The sequence below is a fragment of the Mobilicoccus caccae genome (assembly GCF_030161635.1).
In the GTDB taxonomy this organism is placed as follows: domain Bacteria; phylum Actinomycetota; class Actinomycetes; order Actinomycetales; family Dermatophilaceae; genus Mobilicoccus; species Mobilicoccus caccae.
The window spans coordinates 3,922,892-3,939,072 of the sequence record NZ_BSUO01000001.1 but is presented as its reverse complement, the minus strand read 5'-3'; the positions used below and the strand labels follow the sequence as shown (position 1 = coordinate 3,939,072).

18 protein-coding genes are annotated in these 16,181 nt (G+C 70.4%); 6 read left to right on the top strand and 12 right to left on the bottom strand.

Annotation, left to right across the window (positions count from 1 at the left end; translation table 11 throughout):
* Positions 1–3 precede the first annotated feature (3 nt).
* Genes QQK49_RS19340 through QQK49_RS19325 form a run of 4 tightly spaced genes read left to right on the top strand, consistent with a single transcriptional unit; the run spans position 4 to position 3,415 of the window.
* Complete coding sequence (locus QQK49_RS19340) at positions 4–498, top strand: hypothetical protein (RefSeq protein ID WP_284305402.1); 495 nt, start codon at positions 4–6, stop codon at positions 496–498.
* 2 nt (positions 499–500) lie between these two features.
* A complete protein-coding gene (locus QQK49_RS19335; protein WP_284305401.1) occupies positions 501–1,994 on the top strand; it encodes a complex I subunit 4 family protein in 1,494 nt (497 codons plus the stop codon).
* A 3-nt stretch (positions 1,995–1,997) separates the two neighbouring features.
* Positions 1,998–3,017 carry a proton-conducting transporter transmembrane domain-containing protein gene (locus QQK49_RS19330; protein WP_284305400.1) on the top strand — a complete coding sequence of 340 codons (1,020 nt, stop codon included), beginning with the start codon at positions 1,998–2,000 and terminating at the stop codon, positions 3,015–3,017.
* Positions 2,930–3,415, top strand: a complete 486-nt coding sequence (locus QQK49_RS19325; protein ID WP_284305399.1) for a proton-conducting transporter transmembrane domain-containing protein — start codon at positions 2,930–2,932, stop codon at positions 3,413–3,415. Before QQK49_RS19330 ends, QQK49_RS19325 begins: the two co-directional genes overlap by 88 nt.
* Before the next feature lie 660 nt (positions 3,416–4,075).
* Here QQK49_RS19325 and QQK49_RS19320 read toward each other — a convergent pair.
* The gene (locus QQK49_RS19320; protein WP_284305398.1) at positions 4,076–4,288 is read right to left on the bottom strand and encodes a hypothetical protein; all 213 of its coding nucleotides are present in this window, start codon (positions 4,286–4,288) and stop codon (positions 4,076–4,078) included.
* A 96-nt stretch (positions 4,289–4,384) separates the two neighbouring features.
* Here QQK49_RS19320 and QQK49_RS19315 point away from each other — a divergent pair, with 96 nt between their 5' ends.
* Positions 4,385–5,089 (top strand): response regulator transcription factor, encoded by a 705-nt coding sequence (locus QQK49_RS19315; RefSeq protein WP_284305397.1) that lies wholly within the window; start codon positions 4,385–4,387, stop codon positions 5,087–5,089.
* A 1-nt stretch (position 5,090) separates the two neighbouring features.
* Entirely contained in the window at positions 5,091–6,344 is a 1,254-nt protein-coding gene (locus tag QQK49_RS19310) for a HAMP domain-containing sensor histidine kinase (protein WP_284305396.1), read from the top strand.
* Between the two features lie 27 nt (positions 6,345–6,371).
* Here QQK49_RS19310 and QQK49_RS19305 read toward each other — a convergent pair whose 3' ends face one another.
* The 11 genes from QQK49_RS19305 to QQK49_RS19255 all read right to left on the bottom strand — a co-directional run bounded on the left by QQK49_RS19305 (position 6,372) and on the right by QQK49_RS19255 (position 16,028).
* On the bottom strand, positions 6,372–6,851 hold the full coding sequence (locus QQK49_RS19305; RefSeq protein WP_284305395.1) for a hypothetical protein: 480 nt from the start codon (positions 6,849–6,851) through the stop codon (positions 6,372–6,374).
* A 232-nt stretch (positions 6,852–7,083) separates the two neighbouring features.
* On the bottom strand, positions 7,084–7,968 hold the full coding sequence (locus tag QQK49_RS19300; RefSeq protein WP_284305394.1) for a CPBP family intramembrane glutamic endopeptidase: 885 nt from the start codon (positions 7,966–7,968) through the stop codon (positions 7,084–7,086).
* Between the two features lie 202 nt (positions 7,969–8,170).
* The gene (locus QQK49_RS19295; protein ID WP_284305393.1) at positions 8,171–8,623 is read right to left on the bottom strand and encodes a nuclear transport factor 2 family protein; all 453 of its coding nucleotides are present in this window, start codon (positions 8,621–8,623) and stop codon (positions 8,171–8,173) included.
* 559 nt (positions 8,624–9,182) lie between these two features.
* Positions 9,183–10,679, bottom strand: a complete 1,497-nt coding sequence (locus tag QQK49_RS19290; protein ID WP_284305392.1) for an alanine/glycine:cation symporter family protein — start codon at positions 10,677–10,679, stop codon at positions 9,183–9,185.
* A gap of 68 nt (positions 10,680–10,747) precedes the next feature.
* Positions 10,748–12,154 (bottom strand): Na+/H+ antiporter family protein, encoded by a 1,407-nt coding sequence (locus QQK49_RS19285; protein WP_284305391.1) that lies wholly within the window; start codon positions 12,152–12,154, stop codon positions 10,748–10,750.
* A 94-nt stretch (positions 12,155–12,248) separates the two neighbouring features.
* The gene (locus QQK49_RS19280) at positions 12,249–12,671 is read right to left on the bottom strand and encodes a type II toxin-antitoxin system VapC family toxin (protein ID WP_284305390.1); all 423 of its coding nucleotides are present in this window, start codon (positions 12,669–12,671) and stop codon (positions 12,249–12,251) included.
* Entirely contained in the window at positions 12,672–12,959 is a 288-nt protein-coding gene (locus QQK49_RS19275) for a ribbon-helix-helix protein, CopG family (RefSeq protein WP_284305389.1), read from the bottom strand.
* A 106-nt stretch (positions 12,960–13,065) separates the two neighbouring features.
* Positions 13,066–13,896, bottom strand: coding sequence for an oxidoreductase (locus tag QQK49_RS19270; protein ID WP_284305388.1), 831 nt, complete (start codon positions 13,894–13,896; stop codon positions 13,066–13,068).
* 113 nt (positions 13,897–14,009) lie between these two features.
* Complete coding sequence (locus QQK49_RS19265) at positions 14,010–14,888, bottom strand: aldo/keto reductase (protein WP_284305387.1); 879 nt, start codon at positions 14,886–14,888, stop codon at positions 14,010–14,012.
* 103 nt (positions 14,889–14,991) lie between these two features.
* Positions 14,992–15,246: a flavodoxin gene (locus tag QQK49_RS19260; protein ID WP_284305386.1), complete on the bottom strand. Its 255-nt coding sequence runs from the start codon at positions 15,244–15,246 to the stop codon at positions 14,992–14,994.
* 335 nt (positions 15,247–15,581) lie between these two features.
* Complete coding sequence (locus tag QQK49_RS19255) at positions 15,582–16,028, bottom strand: TA system VapC family ribonuclease toxin (protein WP_284305385.1); 447 nt, start codon at positions 16,026–16,028, stop codon at positions 15,582–15,584.
* Between the last annotated feature and the right edge of the window lie 153 nt (positions 16,029–16,181).

Sequence of the window (16,181 nt, the reverse complement as noted above, 5' to 3'; positions counted from 1 at the left end):
GCGGTGGCCGCGGCGTCGGCCCTGCCGGCCCTGGTCGTCCTCGCGCTCGTGTGGTGGCGCCGCGCCGCGCTGCCGACGTGGGCGCCGCGATGGACGTCGACCTGGCTCGGCCTCGACGCCGCGACGCAGACCCTGCTCGTCCGGCCGACCCTGGGCCTGGCCCACCGGCTCGCGCGCTTCGACGACCACGTTCTCGACCGCGCCGTCACCGGTGGCGCGCGCGGCCTCCTTCGCCTGGCCCGCGGGTCGCGCGTCCTCGACGACCGGGTGCTCGACGGGGCCGTGCGCGGCGCCTGGCGGGGCACCGGTCGGGCGGCCGCTGCCGGCGCGAGCGTCGACGATCGCCGGGTGGACGGCGCGGTGGAGGGCATCGCCACCGGCCTGCGTCGCCTCGGCGGCCTCGCGCGCCGACCCCAGAGCGGGCTCGTGCACCAGTACTACGTCCAGGCCGTCGCGATCCTCGCGCTCGGCGCCCTGCTCCTGATCGCGGTGAGCTGACCATGGTGTCCCTGATCCTCGTCCTGCCCCTGCTGGCCGCCCTGGTCCTCGTGACCCTCCCTCGGCTCTCCGACGCCGCCGCGCGCCGGGCCTGGGTGGGGGTGGCGACCCTCGACCTCGCCCTGGTCCTCGCGCTCTGGCTGCGCTACGAGACCCCACCGGCGGGCGGGTTGGCGTTCGAGGAGCGCCTCCCCTGGATCCCGGGGGTGGACAGCAGCTACCACGTCGGGGTCGACGGCCTCTCGCTGCCGCTCGTGGCGCTGACCGCGGTCCTCTTCCTCGCCTGCGCGCTCTACGCACTGCGGGAGAGCGACCGCCCGCGGCTGCAGGCGGCGCTGTTCTGCTTCCTGCAGAGCATGTGCCTGGGGGTGTTCGTCGCCGCCGACCTCATCCTCTTCTTCCTGTTCTTCGACCTGTCGATCGTCGGGATGTACTTCGTCATCGCCGGATGGGGACATCAGGGCGCCGGTCGCTCGGCGCTGAAGTTCTTCCTCTACACCTTCCTCGGGTCGCTGTCGCTACTGGCCGGGTTCATCGGCCTCTACGTCGGGGCGAGCCCGCACACCTTCGACATGGTCGAGCTGGCGCGGCAGCCACCCCTGAGTGGATCCCCGCTCACCGGCGGGCTCGTGCTCGCGGCCATCCTCCTGGGGCTGGCCGTGAAGACGCCGACGGTCCCGTTCCACACCTGGCTGCCCCCGGCGCACACCGACGCGCCCGCGATCGGCTCCGCCGTGCTCGCCGGGGTGCTGCTGAAGATGGGCACCTACGGGTTCGTGCGGATCGCGATGCCGATGCTGCCGGAGGCCTGGCGCGCCTGGGCGTGGGTGATCGTCGCGGTCGGGATCGTCTCGGTCATCTACGGGGCGCTCGTCGCCCTGGGCCAGAGCGACCTCAAGCGCATGATCGCCTACACCTCCGTCAACCACATGGGATACGTCGTGCTCGCCCTCGGCGCGGCCGGGCTCGTGACGGCCGACCCCGCGGGAGAGGCGCGGACGGTCGCGGTCACCGGCGCGGTCACCCAGATGGTCAGTCACGGCCTCGTCACCGGGGCCCTGTTCCTGCTGGCCGGCGTCCTGCACGACCGCGCCGGGACCTACGACATGGGCGCCTACGGCGGGCTGGCCCGGCCCGCGCCGCGGTTCGCCGCGCTCTTCGCGATCGGGGCGTTCGCCTCCCTGGGCCTGCCCGGCCTGTCGGGGTTCATCGCCGAGTTCCAGATCTTCACCGGCAGCATCGCCGCCGCGCCGGTGACCGCGATCGCCCTGCCCGGCATCCTGCTCACCGCCGCCCTGTTCCTGCGGGCGCTCCAGCGCCTCTTCACCGGTCCGGTCCAGGGCCGCTCCGAGAGTCTGGCCGATCTGCGACCCGCCGAGCTGTGGTCCGTCGGCGGGTTGCTCGCGCTGTCCCTGGGCATCGGTCTCCTGCCCGGGCCGCTGCTGAGCGTGATCGAGCCCGCCGCCCGGCTGGCCATCGACCTGGTCGGCAGGTGAGCCGTGGGCTCGACCGACATGCGCCCGTTGCTGCTCCTGCCCGAGATCCTGCTCTTCCTGGGCGGGCTGGTCGTGCTGATGAGCGGCTCCTTCCTGCCGCGCACCCGCCAGTGGGTGGCGCGGCTGCTCGCGGCGGCGGCCCTCCTCGCCGCCGCCGTGGCCGGAGCCGTCGCCGGTGGCGGCCCGGACGGGTGGGCGATGTCAGGGACGTTCACCCTCGACGGCGCGACGGCCGTCGTGCGGGTCGTGGCCGCGCTCGCCGGCCTCGTCGTGCTGGTGCTCGCCGGTGACGAGATCGCCGGCACGGCCCGTGAGAGCGAGACGTACGCGTTGCTGCTGTTCGCCACCGCCGGGACCCTCGTCGTCGGCGGCGCGTCCGACCTGCTCGTCCTCGCGGTCGGATTCCTACTCGCGAGCATCCCCCTCTACGGCCTGATCGGCATCGCCCGCACCCGGGCCGGTACCGAGGCGACGATGAAGACCTACCTGCTCGGGTCGCTGTTCGGCATCGTCCTGCTGCTCGGCATCACCGTGCTCTCCGGAGTCTGCGGCACCACGGGATACGGGGAGCTGCAGACCCGGCTCCCGGACGCGCCTCCGGCCGCAGTGGCCGCCGGGGTCGTGGCCGTGCTCGGCGGGTTGCTGTTCAAGGCCGGTGGGGTGCCCGCGCACTTCTGGGTGCCCGACGCGGCCGCCGGCGCCGGTGGCGCGGTCGCGGCGTTCGTCACCACGGTGCCCAAGCTCGGGGCGCTGGTCGCGATCCACCGGCTCGTGGGCGTCCTGCCGGACGACCTCGAGTGGCCGTTGTTCGTCGCCGTGCTCGCGGTCGGCAGCATGACGCTGGGCAACCTCGCCGCGTATCAGCAGGAGGACCCCGGCGGTTGCTCGGCTGGTCCACCGTCAGCCAGGTCGGCTACCTGCTGGTGCCGGTCGTGGTGGCCGGCCGCAGCGACCTGGCGCTGCCCTCGCTGCTGCTCTACCTCACCGCGTACACGGTCACGAACCTCGCGGCGTTCGCGGTGACGTGCGCCCTGCCGCAGCGCCGCACCCTGGGCTCCTACCGGGGTCTGGGCACGAGGCGGCCGCTCCTGATCGCTGCGCTCGTCGTGGCCCTTCTCGGCTTCGTGGGTACGCCGCCGACGGCCGTCTTCGTCGGCAAGCTGACGACGGCGACGGCCGCCTGGGACGGCGGTCACCCCTGGCTGGCGATCGCCGTGCTGCTCAACTCCGTGCTCAGCCTCTTCTACTACCTGCGGTGGATCGCGCCCGCCTACGGGCGAGGCGATCCGGAGGGCAACGGCGGCCCGCGCGCCCCACGATCTGCGTCCGCCTCGAGCGCCACCGCCGTCGTCCTGGCCACCTCCACCCTGGTCCTGGGGGCCGGGGCCGGTCTCGGGTGGGACCTCCTCGCGCTTCGATGATCACCCGGACCGTCGCGAACCGGGGTCACCACGCGAACCACGCTCACGATTCCGGGTCCGCTCCTCTCGTCTCGCGCCGCGGTCGGAGGAATGGAATACTCGACCCCGGTAGAGGCCGAAGGCATCCCTGCGATGACCTCGCTCCGCCCCCTCTCGCGACACGGTGAGCCCAGCCGTCTCCCGATCCTCAGGTCCGGATGCTCTCGTGTGCGATGACGTCATCCTCGCTTCCTCATCCCCCGGTGTCATGGCTCTCTCCGGCCGACCCGGTGTCCCGGCTGTCTGCGTCCGCGCAAGGTCGAAGCGGGGCCTTCACCGCTCACCGACGGCCCCTGCGCCCCGTCGGTCCTCACCATGTCCCCGGCTCTGAGAGCCGGCCCCCGGGTCACGGGTCGACGCGGTCTATCGGGGGGCCGCGTCGACCCGTGGCTCGAACCAAGCCGCTCTCTGCCGCCCCTCATCTCTGTCAGCGACCACCGACCGACCAGAGACCACCAGATCAGGAGAAGAACGACATGACCGTTGCCCGCGAGATCATGACTGCCGGCCAGGGGAGACTCCGCGTCACCGTGGAGTCTCCCCTGGCCTGACGGTGCTCGACGTGCGCCCCGGGTCGGCACTCGCGGCAGTCCTACGACGGCGCGGGAGACCCCTCGCGACTCACCAGGTCGAACCCTGGGTGAGGCTCTCGGGATCCTCTGGCTCACCCGTGAGCGGATCAGCCGCCTGGGCGGCCTGCTCCTCGATGACGCGGCTCATCTCGTCCGGCGGAGCGGCCGAGGGGTCGTCTCCCCGCTCCTGGTTGAAGTCGGCGGCGTCCAGTTGAGCGGCGACCTCGTTGTCGATCTCACGCCCGTCCGATGCATCGGTCATGCAGTCACCGTATCCATCGCCGGGCACATCGGCCTCCCGGCGGTGCGCAGCTCGTGGCTCACGGGGCGTGCTTCGTCGGGCATCTAGCCTGGAGGCATGAGTGTCTCCCCACGCGGCCAGGCCGCGCCTCGCCCGGACGGGGCACCGCTCGTGCTTCTCGTCGAGGACGACGAGGCCCTGCGGACCACGACCCGCCTCGTGCTCGAACGCCACGGATTCGCCGTGGAGGTCGCCGGTGACGGGATCGAGGCGTTGGAGCGGCTCCCCCTCGTCGAGCCCGACGTCCTCGTCGTCGACGTGATGATGCCGCGCATGGACGGCATGACGTTCATCCGTCGTGCCCGTGAGCGGGTCGACACCCCGGCCGTGCTGCTCACCGCCCGCGACCTGCCCTACGACCAGATCGCCGGGTTCGAGGCGGGTGCCGACGACTACGTGACCAAACCCTTCGACGGAGACGTGCTCGCGGCGCGCCTGCGTGCCGTCCTGCGCCGGGGTCGCCCCGCCGCCGACACTGAGGTCACCCTCGGCGACCTGCACATCGACCGCCCCGGCATGGTCGTCCGCCGCGGTGAGGATCGGATCTCGTTGTCGAGCACCGAGTTCCGCCTCCTGGAGGCGTTTCTCGACCATCCAGGACGGGTGCTGTCACGCATCCAACTGCTCGACCTCGTGTGGGGCGACCCCGACTGGGGCGACCCACACGTGGTGGAGGTGACCGTCCAACGGTTGCGGGCCAAGATCGGTGCCGAGCACATCGCCACCGTCCGCGGCGCGGGCTACAAGCTCGTCAAGAGCTGACGTGACCGACGCGGCCACGCCGGCCAAGGCGCCCCGGCTACGGCCGGTGCCCTTCTGGCACTCCCTGCGCACCCGGATCGCCGCCGGGGTCGCAGCGGTCGCCATCGGGGTGTCGGGGGTCGCGGGCGTCGTCATCGATCACGCCGCGGCCATCGACGGCAGGGAACGTCTGCGCGAACGGGCCCTGGAGCGCCTCGAGTCCGGAGTCACCTTCTACGAGAGCCAGGGTCGCGGCCGGTTCGGCGCCGTCGTCAACGACCCCTCGGTCCCGCCCGAGGTCGTGCAGCGTGCCTCCGAGGGTCGGCGCGCGTCGTACTACGACGGATCGACGATGTACGCCGTCCAACTCCTGAGCATGCACGAGGTCCTCTCCGTCCGGCTCCCGGGGGATGAGTTGCACGCTCAGCGCAGCGCGTTGCGGTGGTCCTTCGCGCGCGCCGCCGCACTCGCGGCCGCCGTCGCCACCCTGCTGGGCTGGCTCGTCGGCACGTGGCTGTCCCGGCGCCTCCGGGCCGGCGCCCAGGCGGCGACCCGCATCGCCGGCGGCGAAACCGATGTCCGCGCCGCTCAACCGGGTCGTGACGAGGTGGCACTGCTCACCTCCGCGCTGGACCGGATGGCCCAGGCCTTGCAGCACCGGTTGGAGCTCGAGCGCCAGTTCACCGCCGACGTCGCCCACGAACTGCGGTCGCCGGTCACCGGACTCGTCAGCGCCGCCGAACTGTTGCCCGAGGACGACCTCGGTCATCTCGTGCGCGGGCAGGTCACCCGCCTGCGGCGACTCGTGGAGGACCTGCTCGAGATCTCCCGACTCGATGCGGCGTCGGTCGAGATCGCTTGGCAGAACTGCGAACTCGGCGACGTAGTGCGTAGCGCTCTGGAACCGTACGCCGACCGCATCGAACTCGACGTGTCGCAGGCCGGCCGAGCGCGGGTGGAGCCACGCCGGGTGGACCGCGTCGTCACCAACCTCGTCCGCAACGCCCTCACCTACGGAGCCGCGCCGGTGCGGGTCGAGGTCGTGGGTGCTCGCGTGAAGGTCGTGGATTCCGGCCCGGGTTTCCCCGAGGAGCTCCTGGCCGACGGCCCGCGCCGGTTCGCCACCTTCACCGTCGGCAAGGGCAGCGGCCTCGGACTGACGATCGCGGCGAAGCACACCGGGGCCATGGGTGGCCGGCTCGAGTTGAGCAACGTCGACGGGCCGGGTACGGGCGCGCGGGCGGAGGTGTGTTTTCAGGCCGTCGACGGTGAGTGACTGGCAGCGACCGGCAGTGCGGCGACCTCAGCCGTCCGACATCGTGGGTAGCTCGGGTGGGCCGTCGCCGGAAGGGCCTTCGCCGCCCTCGGGCAGATGCAGGACGGTCTGCACGCCGCCGCCTCCGGGCGTGTCGAGCGTGACGGTGAGCCGGCGATAGACCGAGGTCCCCTCGCCGACCGACAGCTGATCGGCGACGACCTTGACGGGGTTGGAGATGTCGCTGCCCTCGGCGCAGTTCGGGTTGCAGTCGTTCGTCACCATGTTGCCGCCGGCCGTCGCCGACTCCTCACCCCACGCCCGCCAGGTGAGGTCCTCGAGGAGTTCGCCGCCGTCGCCGCACGCCAGGACGTAGGAGGAGGGCCGTTTGACGAGAGAGTCCGGGCCGCATTCGGGCAGGTAGGTGACCTCGGCGCGGTCTGCGGTGTCCGACCCGGCGGCGTGGGTGGGGATCGGACTCGTGCGCGGTGCCCGGTCCGCGATGCTGCAGCCGGTCAAGAGGGTCACCGCGACCAGGCCCGCCGCCATCGCGCTGCGGCGCCGGCCGACACGGCCCCACCGACCTGCTTCCGACCGCCCACCCACCGTCATCCGGCCCCCTCGCGCCATCACCGTCACCGACGTCTCCATGATGACGCGTGTTCGCTCCCGATCCGCGCACGCCGGGGTGAGTGGCCCCGAGAAGCGCCGGTCGGGGCGAGGCCGCCGTCGGCCGTCGACCCCGAACCGTGACCGAGCATCAGGTGCGCTGGGCCTTCAGCTCTCCTCGCTGCTCGGGCACCTCGCGACCCTTGGGGGAGATGGCGCGCAGGCCGCGGGCCACGAGGTAGACCCACAGGGGACAGCCAAGGATGAGGATCCAGATGATCGGCGACACGTATGCGTCACCACGCCCGAAGATCAGGATCTGGGAGAACGCCGCCCAGCTCTGCAGGGAGTGGGAGACCATCGCGGCGGTCATCGACCCCGTCATGACGTAGACGATCCCGAATGCCGCGCCGGTGACCACGTAGGCCAGGGCCTGTGTGCCGAACAGGGAGTCGCCGAGGTGGGGCAACGCGAAGGCGACGGAGCTGACGGCGATCGCCACGATCGCCGCCGTCGTGGTGGAGCCGCGGCGGGCGATGGCATCGTGGATGGGCCGCAGCATCGCCCCGCGGTAGAGCAGTTCCTCGCACACGGGCGCGAGGATGACGCTGGTGACGGCTGCGCCGACGGCGGGCAGCAATGGGCCTGTGAAACCCGACTCGTCGAAGTACCGCTGCGCCTGGCCAGGGTCCTCCGGTGACACGAGGCCGATCAGCCAGAAGATCGCGTGGCTCACGACGAACACGACCAGAACGACGATGATGGCGCCCTTGTCCAGACCGCGGGTGAGGCCCAGGTCGCGGGTCGTCGGCCAACGCCGCGCAAAGAGGGCGATGAAGCCCAGCGACAGCACGGCGAAGGCGATGAACTGCAGCGGGACCATGAGCCCCTTCATCGCGGTCGTGGCGCTTTCGTGGGCTCCTTCGGCGGCTCCGCCCAGCGCCATCAACAACGAGCCGATGATGAGCGCGGGGATGGCGAAGAGTGCGTACCAGGCCTTCCATGTCGTCAGGTGCTGCGCTAGTCGGTTGTTCATCGATGGCCTCTCGTCGGCGTCGGTTTCCCCCGGATGCTCCCGGCGTCTCGTTCCATGGCATCACGGACGTGGTTCGCACTCATCGGCCGAAAGAGTGGAACCGCCGGCCACAAGGCTGAATCCGGGGCGGGAGGCGCCGCCGAGGCTCCCGTCACGAACACGACGCTCCGCCGGGATTCGTGCCGGCGGAGTGTCGTGACGCTCACCAGGTGGGGATCTCCCCTTCACCCGGTGTGACGCGTAGGTCGGCCTGGTCGATCGCCACGTCGTTGATGGATGCCTCGCGGCGGGTCATGTAGCCGAGGGTGTCGAACTCCCACAGTTCGTTGCCGTAGGAGCGCCACCACTGCCCGTCGGCATCGTGCCATTCGTACTGGAAGCGCACGGCGATGCGGTCGTCGGTGAAGGCCCAGAGGTTCTTGCGGAGGCGGTAGTCGAGCTCGCGGTTCCACTTGTCGGTGAGGAACGCGATGACCTCGTCGCGTCCGCGGATGTGCAGGTCGCGGTTGCGCCATTGCGTGTCGGGTGAGTAGGCGCCTGCCACACGCTGCGGGTCGGTGGTGTTCCAGGCGTCCTCGGCGGCCTGCACCTTGGCGAGGGCGCTCTCACGCGTGAACGGGGGGACGGGTTCGCGGGGCTGCATCGCTGTCTCCATGCGCCCATCCTGGCCCGTGCGTTCGTCGAGCGGAACGGGCGTGTCGAGCCGGAACGGACAACCCGAGGCGGCCGAGGAGCGGCGTGCAGACGGGGAAGGCCCTCCGTGCGTTCGCGAGCGAAGCGAGCCTGAACGTGCGGAACAGAAGGAGCGCCGCGGCGTAGCCGTGTCTGTGCAGTTCGGGGGCACTCGGGGGCGGAGCCCCCGAGCGTTCGCGAGCGAAGCGAGCCTGAACGTGCGGAACAGAAGGAGCGCCGCGGCGCAGCCGTGTCTGTGCAGTTCGGGGGCACTCGGGGGCGGAGCCCCGAGCGTTCGCGAGCGAAGCGAGCCTGAACGCGCGGAACAGAAGGAGCGCCGCGGCGCAGCCGTGTCTGTGCAGTTCGGGGGCACTCGGGGGCGGAGCCCCGTGCGTTCGCGAGCGGAGCGAGCTTGAACGCGCGGAACAGAAGGAACGTCGCGGCGCAGCCGTGTCAGCGCAGTCGGGGGCACTCGGGGGCGGAGCCCCCGAGGGTGCGAGCTTGAACGCACGGAACGGAGGGTGCGCCGCGGCGCAGCCGTGTCAGTGCAGTCGGGGGTCCACGGGGGCGGAGCCCCCGTGCGGGGAGCCCCCGTGAGTGAGCCCCCGTGCGTTCCAGACGTCGCTCTCGAGTTGGCCGGGTAGGTGGGGGTTGTCGTCGCCGTCGAAGGTGGGTTCGCGCACGCCTTGGCGTCGTTGTGTTTCGTAGTCGCGGAGGACTCCGGCGACCCAGCGTGACAGGACGATGAGGCCGATGAGGTTGACGATGGTGATGAGTGCCATGGCGGTGTCCATGAACACCCACACGGTGTGCAGGGCGAGGACGGAGCCGATGCCGGTGGTGATGACGGCGCAGGTGGCGAGCAGGTGCACCCGGCCGTGGCGGCCGCGGAGGAAGTCGGCGTTGACCTGGGCGTAGGCGAAGGCGCCGAGGATCGAGGAGAAGCCGAAGAAGAAGATCATGATCGTCATCGGCCAGACCATCGCGCCGCCGAGTTGGGCGGTGACGGCCTGGGTGGTGAGGTCGCCGGCGGCCTGGCGTTGCGTCTGGCCGGGCACGTACAGCGGCGCCCCGGCGGACAGGATGATGAAGGCGGTCGCGGTGCAGATGAGGACGGAGTCGACGAACACGCCGAGCGATTGGATGAGTCCCTGCTGGACGGGGTGGCGCACGGTGGCGGTGGCGGCGGCGTTGGGGTTGGTGCCCATGCCGGCCTCGTTGGTGAACAGGCCGCGCTGGGCGCCGTTGAGCATGGCCGCCACCACGCCGCCGCCCAGGCCGGCCAGGCCCTCGCGCAGCCCGAAGGCGCCCGCGACGATGTCGGACAGATAGCCCGGGACCGCCTGGATGTTGAGCGCGATGATGACGAGCGCGATGCCGATGTACACCAGTGCCATGAGCGGGGTCAGCAGTTCCGCGGCTCGTGCCACGCCACGCACGCCTGCGAAGACGACGAGACCGACGAGCACCATGAGCACCAGGCCGGTCACCCAGGTGGGCACCCCGTGCCCCGCCTCGAGGGCCACGGCGATGGTGTTGGCCTGCACCATCGGCATGGCGATGACCATGGCGAAGATGAGCAGGACCGCGAACAGCACACCCCACGCCCGCGAGCGCAGGCCGCGGGTCAGGTAGTAGGCCGGGCCGCCTCGGAACGTGCCGTCCGACCAGCGCACCTTGAAGACCTGCGCCAGCGTGGCCTCGGCGAAGGACGTCGCCATGCCGACGGCGGCGACCACCCACATCCAGAAGATCGCTCCGGGCCCGCCGAGCACGAGCGCGAGCGCGACACCGGTGATGTTGCCGATGCCGATGCGGGTGGCCATGCCGATGGCGAACGCCTGGAAGCTCGAGATGCCGCCCTCGGCGCCGCGACGTGAGCCGAGGCTGTAGCGGATCATCTCCGCGAAATGTCGCACCTGGACCCCACGCGTGAGCACGGTGAGGAGCAGACCCACCCCGATGAGGAGGACGACGAGGACGTAGGTGTAGAGCCGCCCGTTGAACTGGTCGAGGGCGGCGGTCAGCGATTCCAACACGTGGACAACTTATCCGGCATGCGGGCGACGGTTCGACTCCGCTCCTCTGCGTGCTGGGCGTGGGGCACTCACAAGACCATCGCGGCGACCCATCCCGCCGCCATCAACGGCAGGTTGAAGTGCAGGAACGTGGGGATGACGGTGTCGCGGATGTGGTCGTGCTGCCCGTCGGCGTTGAGTCCGGCGGTCGGGCCGAGGGTCGAGTCCGAGGCGGGTGAGCCGGCGTCGCCGAGAGCGCCGGCGGTGCCGATGAGGGCGACGGTCGCGATCGGGGAGAACCCGAGCGAGAGGCACAGCGGCACGTAGATCGTGGTGATGATCGGCAGGGTCGAGAACGAACTGCCGATGCCCATGGTGACGAACAGGCCGACGACCAACATGACGAGGGCGGCGATCGCGCGGCTACCGGCGAAGGCCTCCGCACTGGCCGTCACGAGGGGCTCGACGTGGCCGGAGTCGCGCATGACCTGCGCGAATCCCTGCGCGGCGATCATGATGAAGCCGATCATCGCCATCATCTTGATACCGCGGTCGAAGACACCGCCCGCCTCGTTCCACTTCACGACCCGCGATGCCATGAAGACCGCGAACCCGACGAGCGCCCCGAGCAGGAGCGAGTCCGCCCACACCTGGATGACCAGGGACAGCACGATCGCGATGCCCGCTACGACGAGCGGGTACGCGGCGATGGGCCGACCGGTGTCCGGCTGCTCCTCGCCGGCGATCGGGGCGTCGGCGTACCGGCGTGGCCGGCGGTAGGAGACGAGCGCGATGAGCAGGCCCACGAGCATGCCGAGGGCGGGGATGGCCATGGCCGACATGACGTTGATTCCGCTCGTGTCGAGGCCCGCGCTCTCGATGTTGGCGAGCAGGATCTCGTTGAGGAAGACGTTGCCGAAGCCGTAGGGCAGCCACATGTAGGTCGTCACCAGACCGAAGGTCATGATGCAGGCGAGCAGCCGCCGGTCGATCTCGAACCTGTTGAACGCGATGAGCAGCGGCGGCACGAGGATCGGGATGAACGCGATGTGGATCGGCACGACGTTCTGACTCATGATGCTCACCGCCAGCAGGACGCCGAGCAGCGCCCACTTGATCCCTGCCGGCACCCGGCCCGGCCTGGGCGCCTCCACCGCCTCGTCGATGTGCGCGCCATCCGTGGCCGGGGCGGACCCGCCCCCGACGGCGGCGAGAGAGGAGGTGCTCGTGCGGGCTCGGGCGATGATCCAGTTGGCGAAGGCCTGCGGCAGCCCGGAGTGGGAGATCGCCACGGCGAACGCCCCGAGCATCGCGTAGGACAAGGCGATGCTGGCACCCCCGGCGATGCCTTCGGTGAACGACTCCATCGTCGCGGTGATGTCCATGCCCGCGACGAGCCCGCCGACGATCGCTGCGATGACCAACGCCATCACGACATGCACCCGCGCCAAGGCCAGGCCCAGCATGACGACGACGGCCAACAACACGGCATTCACGGCAGCTCCTCGGTCGATGTTTCGGACGACAACCTAGGGCCTGCGCGATGCGGTGCGGTGGGCGGGTCGAGGGTCAGATTCCGGCGGCGGGGCCTCACCCGGCCCAGGCGGTCGACGATCGGGGGTCGAGCCGCGCCAGGCCGGGGATGCCGTCGAAGTCCGCGTCACAGCTGACGATCGAGTCGAAACCGGCCCCGAGTGCCGTCGCGGCGTGCACCGCGTTCCGCCCCCGCGCGTAACCCTTGGCCACCAGGTCTCGGGACGAGCGCAGGACGTCGACGTCGAAGGCGTGCCAGATGACCAGGCGCTCCACCTGGTCGAACTCGACGAGGGCACGGTCGCGCGTGGTGCGACGCAAGCGATGGAACAGGAACTCCTGTCCGCCCTCCACACTCAGGTGAAGCCGGACGCTCTGCTCGGCAGCAGCCTTCAGGACGTCGCGACAGGGCTCACGCATCTCATGCTCGCCGCCGACGGCCAGCAGCAGGACCGAGGGGTCGAGGAACAGAGCGCGCATTCAGTCGCCGACCTTGGCAGCCAGCGCTTCTTCGTAAGCGGCCTTCAACTCGGCAGGACTCTCCCCCGGCCCGTCGTCAGGCGGGTTCGAGACGTCCATGTCGCTCAGGCTCAACAAGGTACGGGCCGCATCTGCGCGCGACTGGCCTCCGTCGTCGGGAAAACGCATGTCGATGGCCTCGCGCACCACGGCGGCGACGCTACGCCCCGTCCGCTCGGCCTCACCGGTGAGCCGCTCGTACCGCTTCTCGTCCAACAGGATTTGCAGCCGGCGCTCCATCAGAGACATACACATACATTAGCATGTGCATGTGCATGTGCATGTGCACCTCAGTGGTCAGGGGTGCACGATGTCGTACCCGCAACGGACGACGTACTCCTAGGCCCTCGTCGGATCAGTCGTCGAAGTCGGTGCTGCGGCTGACCTGCTCCCAGGTGTCGAGGTCGGCGCGCAGGGCGTCGAGCGAGGCACGGAACGCATCCGAGGCGTCGTTACCCAGCACGAGCATGTACGGCGGGGCATCGGACTCGACGACCTCGACGAGGCGCGCCGCGGCCTTGGCAGGGTCGCCCGCCTGCGTCCCGTGGACGGTGTCGTTCTCCTTGCGCCGCTGACCGGCGGTCTCGGCGTAGTCCTCTATCGGGATCGCGGACTGAGTGAGCGACCTGCCGGCGAAATCGGTACGGAACCCGCCGGGTTCGACGACCAGGGCCGTGATGCCCAGGGGCTCGACCTCCTTGCGGAGCGACAGGGTCATCGCCTCGACCGCAGCCTTGACCGCAGCGTAGTAGCCGGACCCCGGCGGGGACAGGCGCGCGCCGATGGAGGAGAGATTGACGATCGTCCCGGACCGGCGCCGCCGCATCCCGGGCAGCACGGCCTTGATCGTGCGTGCGGTGCCGAACACATGGGTGTCGAACAGCTGCTGCACCGCCTCGTCCTCTCCCTCCTCGACGGCGGCGCGGTAGCCATAGCCGGCGTTGTTGACCAGCACATCGACGCCGCCGAACCGCTCTTCGGCTGCGGTCACCGCGGCAGTGACCTGCGCGTCGTTCGTCACGTCGAGCGGCAACGCGACCGCGGTGTTCGGGTAGGCCCCCACGATGTCGTGCACCTTCGCCGCGTCGCGCGCGGTGACCACGGCGTTGTGGCCGCGCGCGAGGACCTCCTGGGCGAAGGCCCGTCCGAGTCCGGTGGAGCAGCCGGTGATGAGCCATGTCGTCATGGGGAACACCTTTCGAGATTCGTCGGGAGGACGCAAGCACTCGCGGTGAGTCGGCGGACGCGGACGTCCCCTCAGACATCGTGGCGCTGCTGAGAATCCCCGTGCAGCCGGGTTCAGGCCTCGGGGATGTCGCGGCCGAACGCCTCGAGCGTGACGTCCTCCGGCTCGGGCCCGCCACGCTTGCCGGTGTCGAGGGCGTCGATCGCGGCGAGCTGCTCGCCGGACAGGTCGAAGTCCACGATGTCGAAGTTCTCGGCGATGCGGTGCGCCTTGGTCGACTTGGGGATGACCGATCGCCCCTGCTGGAGGTGCCAGCGCAGCATGACCTGCGCGGGGCTCTTGGAGTGAGCCTGCGCGATCTCGACGATGGTCGGGTCCTCCAGTGTGCTGCGGTGCTCGCCGTCGCGGTAGAAGGTGATGCCGCCGATGGGCGACCAGGCCTGGGTGAGGATGTCGTGCTTCGTGCCGAAGGCTTGGACCTCGCGCTGCTGGAAGTAGGGGTGCACCTCGATCTGGTTGACGGCCGGCACGACCTGCGCCACCTCGAGGAGGCGGGTGAGGTGATCCACCATGAAGTTGCTGACGCCGATCGCGCGGACCTTGCCCTGCTCAAGGAGGGTCTCCAGAGCCCGGTAGGCCTCGAGGGTCTTCTCGAACTTCGACGGGAGGGCCTGGTGCAGGATGAGTAGGTCGATCTGGTCGACGCCGAGCTTGCCGGCGCTCTTCTCGAACCCGTGCAGGGTGCTGTCGTAGCCGTAGTCGCTGATCCAGATCTTGGTCTCGATGAAGACCTCGTCGCGGGCGACGTCGGAGGCGTGGATGGCCTGGCCGACCTCGCGTTCGTTGCCGTACGCCGCAGCGGTGTCGACGTGGCGGTACCCGGTGTCCAGGGCGGCCTCGACGGCGGCGCGGGTCTCCTCCGGTGGGGTCTGGAAGACGCCGAGTCCAAGGGCGGGCATCTCGACGCCGTTGTTCAGGGTGAGCGTGTTCATGCGGTTCTCCATGTGGTCGACGGTATGTGGCGGGTCGGGGTCGCCGGGAGGGGCCGGCATTACCCCCTTGGCGGGTGGGGCCGGCGTCGGGTCGCGGTGCGGGTCATCGGGCCGGTGTGGTGGGAAGGTCGATGCGGTCGAGCCAGGTGGCCACGGCGCCGGGTCCTACCTGCCGGACCTCCTCGCCCTGCACCGCGAGGCCCTCGCCGAGGGTGGCACCGCGGCAGACCTCGGCGTAGTCCTGCATCGCCCTACCCAGGCCGCTCATGGCGTGGGTGGTGACGGGGTGCACCGTCTTTCCGGTGAAGTCGTACCGCTCGGCGAACCGCTCGCGCGCGCCGCGTAGGAGTAGCCGCACTTCCCGGAAACAAGAAGCTCGAGGCCCGCAACGCCGGCATCAGGGCGTTCCCGGAACTCATCAAGAAGGTGCTCGGTGACTCGTGACAACCCTCGACCTACGCATCCGTATGACGAGTTGCATGCCTGGGCACGGGCGCCGATGCGCGCGAACTCGAAGCGCACTCCAGCGGCACTGGACGAGAAGGATCTGATACACGTGCGGGCGACAGATACGTCCTGACCCATCTCGGCGAGGGCGATGTCGAGAAGCGGAAGTTGCTGGAGCCGCGCTGGCTAGTGCCCGCTACTTCGCGGCCACTGCCCCTGACGGCGGCGCGAACCGGCCGCTCGACGTCAGGGCGACCACAGGTCGACGTGGTGGCGATCGGCCGGGGCCAAGGAACTGACGAGGCCCGTGTCGAAGGTCGCCAGACGATGGCCGTGTCTCGCCGCCAGATCGACCAGATGCAGATCGGTCACCTGGCGTCGGCCGGTGAGCACGCGTACGTCGACCACGGCGGTGTCGAACGACGCGTCGTCGTCGAGCCAGGCCCACCCCGGAAGCGAACGGACGTCATGCAGCGCTCCGAGGGCCTCCGGCGTCGACACCTGCCGGCCGACGACCACCGGGGTGAGCAGGAGCCGGACCAGGCCCGACTCCGTCACGGCCGTCGTTGCGAAGGCCGTCGCGACCGCGCGGAACTGGCGCCGAGCGGCGTCGTGGTGGATGTGTCGGTCCCACATGAGCGCGAGCAGCACGTTGACGTCCAAGAGACGCCGAGCTTGGGTCTCAGTCGTCATCGCGGTACGCCGCGACCAGTTCGTCGGTCACGACATGTCCAGCAACTCCGTGAAGAATCGGGAACTCGGACGACGGTGATAGCGACGGTCGACTCTGCGGGGTCAGCGAGGCCAGAGCCAACTCGGACACGGCACGGCCGAGTGAGATGCCCT